Here is a 13,469-nt window from a genome sequence, read left to right as displayed (position 1 = left end):
AGCTCTGTCCGCCAGACGCAGCGAGCGCGAGAAAGAGCGGCGTGGCCACAGATAGATATGCATCCGCTCGAGAAAACCATCAGGCTTGCGGCGTCGAAAAAGCACTCTGTTCCTGTCCTGATATCAAAGCTGCCGCTCCGACCATCCCGGGCCGGGCGCGATAGCTACATTTTGCGCTTTGCGGCCGTCGAAAGGCAACAACGACCTTGATATAGCGATACGCTGGCCGCAGAACAACCGTAGCTGCATGCCGTCCGCTGCTGTCGCCTGCGGGACCGGCGTTTCGCCACTCCGGACACAGTGTAATCGCGACGGATTTGAGGAGGAGAGTTCGCCGCAGAATCGGCAGCAAGCTATCTACGGCCCATACTCGTTGACCTCGACGAGATTGCCGTCCGGGTCGCGGAAATAGACCGACATCATCGGGCCACGGGCGCCGATCCGCTCGACCGGCCCGACTTCAACGCCAACGCCGTTGGCCGCCAGGCTGGCGCATATCTCCGAGAGCGGACGAGCGGCGACCAGGCAGAAATCCGCGGAGCCCGGAGTCGGCGCCTTGGCCTTGGGCTCGAAGGTGCGCCCGACGTCATGCACATTGATCTTTTGCGTTCCAAACAGCAGCGCCGTCGGCCGGTCCGGCTCGTCGAGCCGCCTGAAGCCGAGCACGCGCTGATAGAAGGCGCAGGTGTCTTCGACGGAGCGAACCGTCAGCACGAAATGATCGATGCCTGCAATCACGGCTGCGCCTCAGTTAACGTTGTTTTATGCATGTCGTTGTCCCAAAACCGCTGCGCACTTTTGGGCGATGCATCAGATATTGCGGCTGCCCGGTTTGATGGCCGGTATGGCGGCGAGCTCGGGCGGCAGCCTGTCGGCTGGGTAGGCCGGAACCTCGTATTCGGCGAGCGCGGTCAGCGGCACGCCGACATCGGTCTTGCCGGCCGAGCGGTCGATGATGCAGGCAGCGGCAACGACCTCGGCGCCAAGCGCGCGCAGGCAGTCAACGGTCTCGCGGATCGACAGGCCGGTGGTGACGATGTCCTCGACGATGACGACGCGCGAACCCTTGGCGATCTCGAAGCGGCGGAGCCTGAACTCGCCCCCTTCCCGCTCGACCCAGATCGCCGGCGCGCCAAGATGGCGCGAGGTTTCATAGGCCGGGATCAGCCCGCCGATCGCCGGACCGACGACGTAATCGATCCTGCCGGACACAGCAGCGCGGATCTTCTCGGCCAGCGCCTTGCACAGGCGCTCGGTCTTGTCGGCATGCATGAAGACCCGCGCCTTCTGCAGGAAGACCGGGCTTCGCAAGCCCGACGTCAGGATGAAATGCCCTTCGAGAACGGCACCGGCTTCACGGAAAATGCCCAGCACTTCGTCGGTGTTCATCTCTGCCTTGACTCCAGCACGCTGATGATTTCTAGCCGTTCACGCGTCGCGCATCGCTGACGCTCGAATTGTCCTTGAGCTGCGACAGCAGCCGGTTCAGGTGCTTCAGGTCCCAGACTTCGAGATCGATCAACATTTCGGTGAAATCGGGCGCGGTGCGCACCATCGACAATGTATGGATGTTGGCGTCGTTGGATGCAACGACCTGCGCGATGTCGGCCAGTGAACCCGGCGCGTTGATGGCGGTGACCGAGACTCGCGCCGGAAACCGCTCCTTGGTGCGCTCGTCTATGTCCCAGCGCACGTCGATCCAGCGTTCGGGCTGGTCGTCGAAAGCCTGCAGCGCCGGCGACTGGATCGGATAGATGGTGATGCCGGTTCCCGGCTGCACGATGCCGACGATGCGGTCGCCGGGGACAGCACCTTCCGGCGCGAAGCGCACCGGCAGGTCGCCGCGGACGCCGCGGATCGGCACGGCGCCGTCCTTTGGCTGGTCCTTGTCCTTGCGTGCCGCGCGGCCCGGAATCTGGAACAGCATGCCGGCGGCGTTGCGGATCTTCGACCAGCCCTCCTCGCGCTGCTTGGGCGCGGCCAGCGTGACGCGCTCGTCCTTGTAGTCGGGAAACACCGCCTTCATGACATCGGTGGAGGAAAGTTCGCCGCGGCCGACAGAGGCCAGCACATCCTCGATGTCCTTGCGCGCCAGCCGATGCAGCACCGACTTCAGGCTCTCCTTGGTAAAGATCTTTCCGGATCGTTCGAAGGCGCGTTCCAGTATGCGGATACCGAGACCCGAATACTGCTTGCGGATGGCATTCTTGGTGGCGCGGCGGATCGCCGAGCGCGCCTTGCCGGTGACGACGACCGACTCCCACGCCGCCGGGGGCACCTGCGCCTTGGAGCGGATGATCTCGACTTCATCGCCATTCTTCAGCTCGGTCATCAGCGGCATGATGCGACCGTTGACCTTGGCGCCGACGCAGGTGTCGCCGACATCGGTGTGCACGGCGTAGGCGAAGTCGATCGGCGTGGCGCCGCGCGGCAGCGCGATCAGCATGCCTTTGGGCGTGAAGCAGAACACCTGGTCCTGGAACAGTTCCAGCTTGGTGTTTTCGAGGAAGTCCTCGGGATTGTCGCCTTCGGCAAGCTGCTCGATGGTGCGCCGCAGCCAGGCATAGGCGTTGGTCTCCTTCGAGATCGCGTGGGCAGTGCCGTTCATCTTGCCGCCGCTGTCCTTGTAGATCGAATGCGCGGCAACGCCATATTCGGCAATCTTGTTCATCTGATAGGTGCGGATCTGCAACTCGACGCGCTGGCGCGACGGTCCGACGATCGTGGTGTGGATCGAACGGTAGTCGTTCTGCTTCGGCGTCGAGATGTAGTCCTTGAAGCGGCCTGGCACCATCGACCATGTCGTGTGGATGGCGCCGAGCGCCCGGTAGCAGTCCTCGACGGTATCGACGACGACGCGAAAGCCGAAAATGTCGGATAGCTGCTCGAAGGACAGCGCCTTGGCCTCCATCTTGCGGAACACAGACCACGGCTTCTTCTGGCGGCTCTTGACCTCGGCCTTGATCGCATATTTCTCGAACAGCGTGGACAGCGCCCTTTCGATCTCGGACAGCACATCCTTGTTGCGTTCGAAGATTTCGGCGAGCCGCGCGGTGACCGCGCGGTAGGCTTCCGGATTGATGAAGCGGAAGGCGATCTCCTCGAGCTCCTCGCGCATGCCTTGCATGCCCATGCGCCCGGCAAGCGGCGCATAGATATCCATCGTTTCCTCGGCGATGCGCAGGCGCTTGGCTTCGGGCACATGGTCGAGAGTGCGCATGTTGTGCAAGCGGTCGGCGAGCTTGACCAGCAGCACGCGAACGTCTTCCGAGATCGCCAGCAAGAGCTTGCGCAGGTTTTCCGCCTGCTCGGCCTTCTTGGAGACGAGGTCGAGTTTCTTCAGCTTGGTCAAGCCTTCGACCAACTTGCCCATTTCCGGACCGAACAGTTCGTCGATCTCGGCCCTGGTCGCCGTGGTGTCCTCGATCGTGTCGTGCAGCAGGGCAACCGCGATGGTCGCCTCATCCATGTGCATTTCGGTGAGGATGGCGGCGACTTCGAGCGGATGCGAGAAATAGGGATCGCCGGAGGCGCGCTTCTGGTGACCATGCTTCTGCATGGCGTAGACATAGGCCTTGTTGAGCAGCGCCTCGTTGACGTCAGGCTTGTAGCGCTGGACGCGCTCGACAAGCTCATACTGACGCATCATGGGCGGGATCTCGCAGTGCTGAAACGAATCATGCGCCGCACTGGCGTACGGCGCATGTCATAGATAACCACGAAACTGCCGACGCGAAAGTGTCGGCAGCCGTTGCGAAGATCAATAGTCGTCGCTTTTTTCCGGCGGCACCAGACCTTCGATGCCGGCCAGGAGATCTTCCTCGGTCATGCGGTCGAAGGTGATGTTGTCCTCGGTGTCGTCGGCATCGGTTGCCGCAGCGGCGGTACCGGTCTGGTCGGCGATCGCCTCGCCATCGGCTTCCGGCTCGTCGACCTCGACATGCTTCTGCAGCGAGTGGATCAGATCTTCCTTGAGGTCGTCGGGCGACAATGTCTCCTCGGCGATCTCGCGCAGCGCGATGACCGGATTCTTGTCGTTGTCACGAGGGACGGTGATCTGCGCGCCCTGGCTGATCTGACGGGCGCGATGGCCGGCCAGAAGCACGAGCTCGAAGCGGTTGTCGACCTTGTCGATGCAATCTTCAACGGTTACGCGGGCCATGAGCTGCCCCTTTCATGCCTGGATTTGATGGAAAACAGGCGCGGTCCATAACCCGGACGCCGCCAAAATACAAGCTTTTTGGCAATCTCAGGTCTGGGGCCAAGTCCGGGGCCAGGTCAGGTGCGGACTAAGGCCGGGCCAAGGCGAGTCTGGGGGCGCCGCCTGCGACGATACGGCACCGATCACAATTGCTTGCTATACAGCATCATACCCTTGGATTGCCGTAAAACCGGCGTTATCTCGAATGACGAAGGTCAGCCGGTTATTTCAAGCCGACCGATAGGCACGCGCATTTAGACGACCGCTTATTTTCGAAAAGGAATATTTCCATGTTCGACCCTCGTGAAAAAATCGCTCTTTTCATCGACGGTGCCAATCTTTACGCCACGTCGCGCGCGCTCGGCTTCGATATCGACTACCGCAGGCTTTTGTCGAGCTTCCAGAAGCGCGGCTACCTGCTGCGTGCATACTACTACACCGCGCTGGTCGAGGATCAGGAATACTCCTCGATCCGGCCGCTGATCGACTGGCTCGATTACAACGGTTTCAAGGTAGTAACAAAGCCGGCCAAGGAATTCACCGACTCGACCGGCCGCCGCAAGATTAAGGGCAATATGGACATCGAGTTGACCGTCGATGCGTTGGAACTTGCCGATGTCGTCGACCACTATGTCATCTTTTCCGGCGACGGCGATTTCCGCACACTGGTCGAGGCGCTGCAGCGGCGCGGGCGCAAGGTGTCGATCGTCTCGACCATGGCATCGCAGCCGCCGATGATCTCCGACGACCTGCGCCGCCAGGCCGACCATTTCATCGATCTGATGACGCTGAAGAACGAAGTCGGCCGTGATCCCTCCGAGCGGCCGGTGCGCCGGCCCGAGCCGGCTGAAGTCGACGAGGACGATTTTTGACGGCGGGGGTCTTGACCGCCCCCTTGGTCGCCTCCCCCGAGCCCGATCGCGACTGCCCGCTCTGCCCGCGGCTGCACGATTTTATCGCGCAATGGCGGCAGCGCGAGCCGTCCTGGTTCAATGCGCCGGTGCCGACCTTCCTTCCGCCCGAGGGCGAGGATGCGGTGCGGCTGCTGATCGTCGGACTGGCGCCGGGCCTGCGCGGTGCAAACCGCACCGGACGTCCCTTTACCGGCGACTATGCCGGCGACCTCCTCTACAACACGCTGATCGCGCACGGCTTTGCGCGCGGCCAATTCAAGGCGCGGCCCGATGACGGGCTGGAGCTTGTCGGCACGGCGATCACCAATGCGGTGCGCTGCGTGCCGCCGGACAACAAGCCGGTCGGCGCCGAGATTGCCACCTGCCGGACGTTCCTCGTGCCGACGATCGCGCGGTTCAAGAACCTGCGCGCCGTGCTGGCGCTGGGCTCGATCGCGCACCAGTCGACGGTGCGGGCGCTCGGCCAACGTGTTGCTGCTTATCCGTTCAAGCATGGCGGGCAGCAGCAAACCAATGGCGTGACGCTATTTTCCAGCTATCACTGCTCGCGCTACAACACCAACACCGGCGTGCTCACGGAAGCGATGTTTGTCAACGTCTTCAGGGATATAGCGGCGTTTCTCGAGAGCTAGATTTGGGCGGAGGCGCAAACAGCTCGGCCAATTTCTCCTGCCCGCCCTGAAGGACATTCAGATCGACATCGCCGCTGGCGCCGTCGACGCGACCGCTGTCGTGGTACTGCCAATAGATCCAGTCGTCATGACCTGGCCACAGCGCCAGTGAACGAACCCAGTGCGGGCGACCGACGATCTGGCCGGCGTAGGCCCGTGCGGCCTCGTCGGTCACATAGAGGATCGCCGTTTTGCCGAAAGCTGCCTCGACAGGGCCGAGGAAAGCCGAGAGTTCGACATTCAATTCTTCGGGCGATGGCCGCCGCGGACAATTGCCGACGAATTCGATATCCACCACCGGCGGCAGCAGCGGTTGATCGCGCGGCACGACGGAGATGAAATTCTTCGCCTGATCGGCGCCAGGCCTGCAGAAGGTGAAGAAATGATAGGCACCGACTGCCAAACCAGCCGCGCGGGCCTCGCGCAGATTGGCCTCGAAGGCATCATCGACGTGGTCGCCGCCCTCGGTTGCCTTGATGACGGCGAAGGCAACATCGTCGGCGGCAACACGCTGCCAGTCGATCTGCCGCTGGTGATGGGAAACGTCGATGCCCCTGACCGGATACTTGCCGCGATCCGGAGAAAACGGACGGAGGTAGAAATAGCCGCCGGCCGCGACGAGGCACGCCAGGATCAGGCTGGCCGCACCCCAAAGGACGATCCGGTTCTTCATCCAGTCCTTCAAAAGAGTGGCTCCCAGCCTACCCACGCTCCTTCAGCAGCCGGCCCTTCTCGCGCGACCAGTCGCGCTGCTTTTCGGTTTCGCGCTTGTCGTGCAGTTTCTTGCCGCGGCCAACGGCAAGCAGCAGCTTGGCCCGGCCCTGGTCGTTGAAATAGATTTTTAGCGGCACCAGCGTCATGCCTTCGCGATCGACACTCTGCGAAAGCTTGGCCATCTCGCGCTTGTTGAGCAGGAGTTTGCGGCGCCGGCGCGGCTCGTGGTTGAAGCGGTTGGCTTGCAGATATTCCGGCAGATAGGAGTTGATCAGCCAGATCTCACCGCCCTCGACCGAGGCGTAAGAGTCCTGGATGTTGGCCTGGCCCTGGCGCAGCGATTTCACCTCGGTGCCGGTCAGCACCAGGCCGGCCTCGATCGTGTCGAGCACCTCATAGGAAAACCGCGCCTTGCGGTTTTCCGCAACGGTCTTGTTGTTGGGATCGGCTTTTCTGACTTGATTCATGATGCGGAGAGGTGGCGCCTCATCCCTAATTAATCAAGCCGGCGTGGTTCATGGCCGCATCGATCTTCTCGGCGGTCGACTGCTCGACGGTGACCAGCGGTGAACGCAGCACGTTCTCGACCTTGCCGAGCTTCGACAGCGCATATTTCGCGCCGGACACGCCGGGCTCCAGGAAAATCGCCTTGTGCAGCGGCAGCAACCGGTCCTGCAAGTCCAGCGCCTTGGCGTTCTCACCGGAAAGCGTCGCCTCCTGGAATTCGGCGCACAGCCGCGGCGCGACATTCGCCGTCACCGAGATGCAGCCGACGCCGCCATGGGCGTTGAAGCCGAGCGCCGAGGCATCCTCGCCGGAAAGCTGGATGAAATCCTTGCCGCAGGTCGCGCGCTGCTCGGAAACCCGCTCGACCTTGCCGGTGGCATCCTTGACGCCGATGATGTTCCTGAAGTCACGCACCAGCTCGCCCATCGTCTCGGGCGTCATGTCGATCACCGAGCGCGGCGGAATGTTGTAGATGATGATCGGCAGGCTGGTCGCCTTGGCGACGGCGGCGAAATGCGCGTAGAGACCGCGCTGCGTCGGCTTGTTGTAGTAAGGCGTGACAACGAGTGCAGCGTCGGCGCCCGCCTTCTCGGCATATTGCACCAGGCCAACCGCCTCCTCGGTGTTGTTGGAGCCGGCGCCGGCGACGACCGGAGCGCGGCCCTTGGCGACCTCGATGCACACTTTGACTACGTGGCGGTGCTCGTCATGCGACAGCGTCGGCGACTCGCCGGTGGTGCCGACCGGAACCAGACCGGTCGTGCCTTCGGCGATCTGCCAGGCAACGAGAGCGCGAAAGGCTTTCTCGTCGAAACGGCCGCTCTTTTCGAACGGTGTCACGAGCGCGGTAAGCGAGCCTCTCAGCATGTCGTCCAACTCCCTGGGACTAGCGCATGACCCCGAAAATCGAGTCGATTTTCGCTGGGGATCATGCGCCAAATTTAAGTGCTACAGCGTCCTTTGCGCGTCTGAGACGACGCACGGCGCTGTAGGTGTTTTGTCGTGCGCGCCTTCTAGCCGAAAGCGAAGCGGCGCACCATAGTCTCGACACTGTTGCGCGGCAAGCATGGTGGTAATGCCAGCAAGCGCAATTTGAAAGGCCTCGATAGCCTTGTTTACGGGCTCTTCATCACAGCCAACTAGGCTTCGGTTGATCTGTGCCTGTTGGTAATGTGTAGACAGGAAATGATGAAGACCATGCCGACCAGGCAGCCTCATTTTTTTGCGCTGCTTGGCGCAATTCTCCTGCTGACGCCGAGCCTTGTGGCCGCGGGCAAGATCGATGTGCAGGTCACGTCGGCCATACCGACGCCAAACCTGCAGGATACGGGCCTGCACGATACGGGATCTCCATCCGTCAGTGTCGCCAGGCTGAAAAGCGGCCTCGATGCACTGGCGGCAAACGACATTGCCGGTGCGCTTCAAGTGCGCGAAACCCTGCCGGTCAATTCGCTCGACCGGCACATCCTTGCCTGGGCGATCGCACTCTACGGCGGCGACAAGGTGCCAAGCGGCGACATCGCCGATGCTGCGAAAATGCTGCCGAACTGGCCGGGCTTGATCGCCTTGCGCAAGAACAGCGAGCGCGCGCTCTATCGCGAAAATCCCGCGCCTGAGACCGTGGTGAAAGCTTTCGGCGGCAGCCAGCCACAAACAGTCGAGGGCGTGGTGATCCTCGCCCGCTCCTATGTGTCGCAGGGCAACGTCGAGGCAGCGCGCTCGGTGCTGTCGCCTTTCTGGCGCACTGAGAAACTGGAAGCCAAGGACGAAGCGGCGATCATCTGGGAATTCGGCAAGCTCATCGCCGCCGCCGACCACAGCTTTCGCATGGAGCGCATGTTCTATGCCGACCGGGTCAATTCCGCGCTGCGCGTCGCCGGCCTTGCCGGCGCCCAACAGCTGGCCGATGCCTGGGCAGCGGCGGACAGGGGCGACAAGAAAGCGGCCAAACTGCTGAAGGCGGTGCCCGCTGCGCAGCGTTCGGCCGGCTATCTCTTCGCGCAAGCCCAATATCTACGCAAGCAGCAGAAGTTTTCCGACGCCGCCGCAGTGATGATGAAGGCGCCGAGCGACCGCAGCGCACTGATCGATCCGGATGCCTGGTGGGCCGAGCGCCGGGTGCTGTCGCGCGAACTGGTCGACCAGGGCGACATGAAGACCGCCTACAAAATAGTCGCAGCACACGCCGCCGAAAGTGCTGCCAACGCGGCGGATGCGGAGTTTCATGCCGGCTGGTACGCGCTGCGCGGCCTCAACGAGCCCAACACCGCTGCCAGGCATTTCGCGCGGATCGCCGATCTCGCCCAGGGGCCGATCTCGCTGTCGCGCGCCTATTACTGGCTCGGCCGTGCGGCCGAAGCCGGCGGTCCCGGCAGTGCGAAGGATAATTTCACCCGTGCCGCTGGTTACGGCACGACCTTTTACGGCCAGCTCGCCGGCGAGCGCGTCGGCCGGCAGGTCCTCAACATCGCCCATCCGCAGCCGAGCGCCGCCGATCAGCGGAATTTCGCCAATCGCGAGGCGGTCAGCGCCATCAAGCGGCTGCAGGAGGCGGGCTATGAGCGCTACGCCGACACGCTTTATCGCGACCTCGCCGGGCAGTTGACCAGTCCCGGAGAGCTGGCGTTGCTCGCCGCTATGGCGGAAAAGCAGGGCAACCATTTCCTGGCGCTGAAAATCGGCAAGATCGCCGGCGCGCGCGGCATCGATGTCGGCGCGCTGTCGCATCCGCTCGGCGTCATTCCCGCCACCGCCAACATTTCCGGCTCCGGCAAGGCGCTGGCCTATGCGATCGCTCGCCAGGAAAGCGAATTCAACATCGGCGCTGTCTCCAGCGCCGGTGCGCGCGGGCTGCTGCAGCTGATGCCGGGGACCGCCAGGCAATTGGCGAAGAAGGCCGGGATGACCTTCTCGCAGGCGCGGCTGACCACCGACGCCGGCTACAATGCGACGCTGGGCGCCGCCTTCCTCGGCGAGCAGCTCGGCCGCTTCGACGGTTCCTATGTACTGACCTTCGCCGGCTACAATGCCGGCCCCAACCGCGCCGCCCAGTGGGTGGCTAGATTTGGCGATCCGCGCGGCAAGAACATCGACTCAGTAGTCGACTGGATCGAGCGGATTCCTTATACGGAAACAAGAAGTTACGTCCAGCGCGTGATGGAGAATTACGAAGTCTACAAGATGCGCATTTCCGGCAAGTACGATATCGTTGGAGATTTGGTGAACGGGCGGAGTTGAAGAGCGTCGACGGCGTTCAAGATTGGCGAATGCGTCGATGACGGCCAATCTCCCTCACGAGGGGGGAGATCGGCAGTTTCGCCGGTCCGCCTTCCCGATTTGACCGCACCTTCCCTCGCCTGTAGCAGTCGGAGACTATCCGGCAGCAGCGAGGAACCACGTCTAGATGCCCAGCGACCAGGGTTTTTCCGATTTCTTCTACGCCTCGCCGGACGGGCTGCAACTTCACGCCCGTGTCTACGGCGAAGCGAATTCCGAACACTGGCCGGTCGTCTGCCTGCCTGGCCTGACCCGCAATTGCCGCGATTTTCATGAGCTGGCGCTGCACCTGTCGCGACGGGCGGAAGGTTCGCGAAAAATTGTCGCTTTCGACTACCGCGGGCGCGGGCAATCCGCCTACGACCCCGATATCGGCCATTACAATATCGGCGTTGAAGCCGGTGATATCCTCGCCGGGTTGGCGGCGCTGAGCATCGAGGCGGCGGCGTTCATCGGCACGTCGCGTGGCGGGCTGATCATCCATGTGCTCGGCACGATGCGGCCGGCCGTCCTTAAAGCCGTCGTCCTCAACGACATCGGCCCGGTGGTCGAGGCTAGCGGTCTCGCCTATATCCGCTCCTATCTCGAGCAGACACCAAAGCCGAAAACCCATGCCGAGGCGATCGGCGCCCAGTGCGGCGCGCATGGCAGCGACTTTCCAGCTCTGACCGAGGCGGATTGGGAGCGGATGGTATCGGCCCTCTACCGAGAGACGGGTGACGGGCTGGTGCCGGATTTCGACCCGAAGCTGGTCGATACGCTGGCGGGTCTCGATCTTACTCAGCCACTGGCAGATCTGTGGCCGCAGTTCGAGGCGCTGGCGGCCATACCCTTGCTCGCCATCCGCGGGGCCAATTCGAAGCTGCTTTCCGCCGAGACGCTCGAACAGATGCGAAAGCGTCACCCTTGTGTCGAGACGATTACGGTCGAGGGCCAGGGCCATGCGCCTTTCCTCGAGACCGGCGGCCTGCCCGGCGCCATCGCCAATTTTCTTGATATGGCCGAGCAACGCATCGGCTCGAGCTAATGCTCGAGAACTGAGGAATTTATTTGAGGCAGTGCCGCAGCGCATCCTGCTTTCGCGGAAAGGGGGACTTATCCTGCGAAGCGCCCAGCGCGAAGCAGGATGGCGGAGAGGATGGGATTCGAACCCACGAGAAGCTTTTGACCTCTACTCCCTTAGCAGGGGAGCGCCTTCGACCACTCGGCCACCTCTCCGTTGCGCCGGTGGATAAAGAAAAGCGCCGGCACAATCAACAAGCCGGCGCGATTATCATTGAAAAAACCGGCTTCCGCCAAATGGCGCTTTCGCCATGCGGCGATTCTGCGGCAATCCCTCGGCCGGCGACTCACGACATCGTCGCAATTCCGGCGGGCAATTGTCAGAATCGGCCGGATTGCAAAGGTCTCGCCCAAGGGTTTCCGATAGCTCAATGGTTAACGGGAGCTTTCCGAGTGAGGCCAAATCGTGTCATTTGTGCAACAAGGCAGGGGGATAGCGCCTGCACAGACCTTTCGCCGATACGATGGTGGTTGAACGCCGCCGCCTCATGGGTAATGTCGAATTCGAAGGAGCGGCGCGGTGCGCATCTTTTTCGGTAGTGGGGATGGGGCAGGGAACGCTGTCCTTCAGCAAAGAATACCCAGACCCGTTTTTTAACTTTTGACTGGAGGTCAGAAAATGAACATCAAGAGCCTTCTTCTTGGCTCCGCTGCGGCACTGGTCGCAGTTTCCGGTGCGCGCGCCGCCGACGCCGTCGTCGTTGCCGAGCCGGAACCCGCTGAATACGTCCGCATCTGTGACGTCTACGGCGCTGGCTACTTCTACATCCCCGGCACCGAAACCTGCCTGCGCATCGGCGGCTATGTCCGCTACGACATCGGCGTCGGCGACATCGGCGCATTCACCGGTGCGGGGACCGTCGACGTCGAGGACGGCGACGATCAGGATACCTACTGGAAGCGTGCTCGCTTCGCGCTGAAGACCTGGACCGGCCAGGAAACCGAGCTCGGCACCTTGAAGACGTACACCGAGACCCGCTTCAATTTCCGCAACATCCAGGGCGATACATCTCCGTACCTCAACGAAGCCTACAACCCCGGCGTTTCGCTGAACTTCGCGTGGATCCAGCTCGGTGGACTGCGCGTCGGTAAGGACGAATCGGCCTTCGATACGTTCATCGGCTACGCCGGCAACGTCATGAACGATACGCTGGTTCCCTACGGCGGCTTCGACACCAACGTCGTCCAGTACTATTTCGACGCCGGCAACGGCTTCTCCGCCGTCGTCTCGCTCGAACAAGGTTACGGCGACTTCACGATCGACAGCTACGTCCCGCATGTCGTCGGCGGCGTGAAGTGGACGCAGGGCTGGGGCGCGATCACCGGCGTCATTGCCTACGACAGCAACTATGAAGAAGTGGCCGGCAAGGTTCGCCTCGACGTCACCCCGATGGAGAACCTGTCGCTGTTCATCATGGCCGGCTACGGCACGGACGACAACTACACGGATGGCGGCTTCGCAATCCCCGCCGCCGGCCGCGGCATGTACAAGCTGTGGAGCGGCAATTGGGCGCTCTGGGGCGGTGGCACCTTCACTATCAACGAGAAGACCTCGTTCAACACCCAGATCTCCTATGACGAGGGCGAGAATCTCGGCGTCGTGGCGAACATCGCTTACGATATCGTCCCCGGCCTGACGATCACGGCCGAAGCCGCCTACTTCCATCTTGGTGATGAGAGCGTCAGCAACTGGACCGGTGCCGATGACGACGACAACTTCGGCGGCATCCTTCGCTTCCAGCGCTCGTTCTAATCAGCAGCGTTTGACTGAAATCGAACCCGGCGGGCAACCGCCGGGTTTTTTCGTATCGGCGTGGCTGTCAAGGGCGGAATGTATGGCGCGGCCGATGCCGGCCATGGTCGTTCTGTGCGGCCTTCAATTGCCAAATCTCAAACGCCGGCGAGTGGCATCAGCCACCATGCCTTTCTCATCCCGGGGCGGAGCGAACGCGAAGCGGAGCAGACCCTGGGATCGCGTTACCTCAGCCGAACAATGCAGCCGCGCAGAATGAAAGCAGCAGCGATCCTTCGCGCCCCGCCATTTGGGGGAAGACGACTAGAGCCTTTCGCATTTAGGTTGACTTGTATCCGGCGTTTTCGATGTAGTTTCGGCATTCCAGTGGG

General features: G+C 62.3%; 12 protein-coding genes, 1 tRNA gene and 1 pseudogene. 5 read left to right on the top strand and 9 right to left on the bottom strand.

Going from position 1 to position 13,469, the window contains the following annotated elements; all coding sequences use genetic code 11:
• Window positions 1-15: 15 nt before the first annotated feature.
• The 5 genes and pseudogenes from ACWUKX_RS13760 to rpoZ all read right to left on the bottom strand — a co-directional run.
• Window positions 16-105 (bottom strand): annotated as a pseudogene (locus tag ACWUKX_RS13760) (DUF2062 domain-containing protein); the annotation flags it as partial.
• 252 nt (window positions 106-357) lie between these two features.
• Window positions 358-738: a VOC family protein gene (locus ACWUKX_RS13755; protein ID WP_456007357.1), complete on the bottom strand. Its 381-nt coding sequence runs from the start codon at window positions 736-738 to the stop codon at window positions 358-360.
• A gap of 72 nt (window positions 739-810) precedes the next feature.
• On the bottom strand, window positions 811-1,389 hold the full coding sequence (gene pyrE, locus ACWUKX_RS13750) for an orotate phosphoribosyltransferase (protein WP_456007355.1): 579 nt from the start codon (window positions 1,387-1,389) through the stop codon (window positions 811-813).
• Between the two features lie 31 nt (window positions 1,390-1,420).
• Complete coding sequence (locus ACWUKX_RS13745) at window positions 1,421-3,649, bottom strand: RelA/SpoT family protein (RefSeq protein ID WP_456007353.1); 2,229 nt, start codon at window positions 3,647-3,649, stop codon at window positions 1,421-1,423.
• 111 nt (window positions 3,650-3,760) lie between these two features.
• Window positions 3,761-4,162 carry a DNA-directed RNA polymerase subunit omega gene (rpoZ, locus tag ACWUKX_RS13740; protein WP_029354482.1) on the bottom strand — a complete coding sequence of 134 codons (402 nt, stop codon included), beginning with the start codon at window positions 4,160-4,162 and terminating at the stop codon, window positions 3,761-3,763.
• A 329-nt stretch (window positions 4,163-4,491) separates the two neighbouring features.
• On the opposite strand from rpoZ, the gene ACWUKX_RS13735 reads away from it, so the two are divergent.
• Both ACWUKX_RS13735 and ACWUKX_RS13730 read left to right on the top strand, forming a co-directional pair.
• Window positions 4,492-5,073, top strand: coding sequence for a LabA-like NYN domain-containing protein (locus tag ACWUKX_RS13735; RefSeq protein ID WP_029354483.1), 582 nt, complete (start codon window positions 4,492-4,494; stop codon window positions 5,071-5,073).
• Window positions 5,074-5,084: 11 nt separating this feature from the next.
• Window positions 5,085-5,747: a uracil-DNA glycosylase gene (locus ACWUKX_RS13730; RefSeq protein WP_456007351.1), complete on the top strand. Its 663-nt coding sequence runs from the start codon at window positions 5,085-5,087 to the stop codon at window positions 5,745-5,747.
• Here ACWUKX_RS13730 and ACWUKX_RS13725 read toward each other — a convergent pair.
• The 3 genes from ACWUKX_RS13725 to dapA are packed head-to-tail and all read right to left on the bottom strand — an operon-like array spanning window position 5,716 to window position 7,874.
• Window positions 5,716-6,459, bottom strand: a complete 744-nt coding sequence (locus ACWUKX_RS13725) for a glycoside hydrolase family 25 protein (protein WP_456007349.1) — start codon at window positions 6,457-6,459, stop codon at window positions 5,716-5,718. The genes ACWUKX_RS13730 and ACWUKX_RS13725 overlap by 32 nt on opposite strands.
• Window positions 6,460-6,487: 28 nt before the next feature.
• Entirely contained in the window at window positions 6,488-6,967 is a 480-nt protein-coding gene (gene smpB / locus ACWUKX_RS13720) for an SsrA-binding protein SmpB (protein WP_006202221.1), read from the bottom strand.
• Between the two features lie 25 nt (window positions 6,968-6,992).
• Window positions 6,993-7,874: a 4-hydroxy-tetrahydrodipicolinate synthase gene (gene dapA, locus ACWUKX_RS13715; protein ID WP_456007347.1), complete on the bottom strand. Its 882-nt coding sequence runs from the start codon at window positions 7,872-7,874 to the stop codon at window positions 6,993-6,995.
• 330 nt (window positions 7,875-8,204) lie between these two features.
• Here dapA and ACWUKX_RS13710 point away from each other — a divergent pair, with 330 nt between their 5' ends.
• Together ACWUKX_RS13710 and ACWUKX_RS13705 are read left to right on the top strand one after the other, a co-directional pair.
• On the top strand, window positions 8,205-10,244 hold the full coding sequence (locus ACWUKX_RS13710; RefSeq protein WP_456007345.1) for a lytic transglycosylase domain-containing protein: 2,040 nt from the start codon (window positions 8,205-8,207) through the stop codon (window positions 10,242-10,244).
• A 166-nt stretch (window positions 10,245-10,410) separates the two neighbouring features.
• The gene (locus tag ACWUKX_RS13705) at window positions 10,411-11,310 is read left to right on the top strand and encodes an alpha/beta fold hydrolase (RefSeq protein WP_456007343.1); all 900 of its coding nucleotides are present in this window, start codon (window positions 10,411-10,413) and stop codon (window positions 11,308-11,310) included.
• Window positions 11,311-11,410: 100 nt separating this feature from the next.
• Here ACWUKX_RS13705 and ACWUKX_RS13700 read toward each other — a convergent pair.
• A tRNA-Ser gene (locus ACWUKX_RS13700) sits at window positions 11,411-11,501 on the bottom strand.
• A 463-nt stretch (window positions 11,502-11,964) separates the two neighbouring features.
• Between ACWUKX_RS13700 and ACWUKX_RS13695 the strand changes: the two genes are divergently transcribed.
• A complete protein-coding gene (locus ACWUKX_RS13695; RefSeq protein WP_456007341.1) occupies window positions 11,965-13,098 on the top strand; it encodes a porin in 1,134 nt (377 codons plus the stop codon).
• Window positions 13,099-13,469: the final 371 nt, after the last annotated feature.

Source organism: Mesorhizobium sp. f-mel (assembly GCF_053850215.1).
The sequence above is the reverse complement of the archived record's forward strand: the minus strand, read 5'-3'. Positions and strand labels throughout refer to the sequence as shown.